1 protein-coding gene and 1 pseudogene are annotated in these 943 nt (G+C 58.9%); both read right to left on the bottom strand.

The window, feature by feature from the left end:
* On the bottom strand, positions 1–794 hold a 794-nt coding region (locus NKF25_RS23985; RefSeq protein WP_342766365.1), incomplete at its 3' end, for an ABC transporter ATP-binding protein.
* Between the two features lie 2 nt (positions 795–796).
* Positions 797–943, bottom strand: a pseudogene (locus tag NKF25_RS23980) (ABC transporter permease); the annotation flags it as partial.

Below are 943 nucleotides of genomic sequence, written 5' to 3'. Positions count from 1 at the left end.
GCTCGCGTGTACGGGTGCGCGGCATCGTTCACGATCTCCTCGGAAGGGCCGACCTCCGCCAAATCGAAGGCGTACATCACGGCGAGGCGGTCGGCCAACGTCGCGACGAGCGGCAGGTCGTGGGTGATGAACACCATCGTCAGGTCGTACTTCTCCTGCAGTTCTTTGAGCAGAATCAGGATCGATTGCTGCATCAGCAGGTCCAGCGCCGCCGTCGGTTCGTCCATCACCAAGATGTCCGGATCCAACACCAGCGACAATGCGATCAGTGCGCGCTGTTGCATCCCACCGGACAGTTCGTGCGGGTACGATGACAGCACGCGGTCAGCATCGAGGTAGAGATCGGCGAGCAGTTCACGCGCGCGGTCCATTCCCTCGGCGCGGTCAGCGTCGTGAGCGTCCAACGTATCGTAGAAGTGGTCCTCGATTTTCATCGTCGGGTTGAACGAACTCATCGCCCCCTGGAACACCATCGAAATCTGTTCCCACCGCATCGAGCGCAACTCTTCCTGCGAAAGCTCCAGCACGTTGACCTCCTCACCATCCTCCGGCCGATAGATCACTTCGCCCTGAAGCAATCCGGGGTCGGGAATCGCATCCAGAATCGTTTCGGCGAACATCGACTTGCCCGACCCGCTTTCGCCGACCACGCCGACGATCTCGTTGCGCTGGATATCGAGACTCACGTCGTTCAACACGTACGATTTACCCTCGTCGTAGGTGACCGATGCGTTCCGAATACTCAGGATGGGATCCGATACCTCCGTGACTGTTTCCTGTTGTTGTGACATCATGCTTAGAGCACCTCCGTACCTTCGTCCGATTCTTCCAGCGTCGTCGATTCACCCGCGAGACGCGTTCTGACGCGTGGGTTGAACAAGCGGTCCAAGCCCTGTGCGAGCAGAATGAGCGACAGGGCGATACCCATGATCATGATCATCGG

This window comes from Haladaptatus sp. AB643 (assembly GCF_024136975.1).
Lineage (GTDB): Archaea > Halobacteriota > Halobacteria > Halobacteriales > Haladaptataceae > Haladaptatus.
Note: the sequence above shows the minus strand (reverse complement) of the source record. Positions and strands in the feature narration are given on the sequence as shown.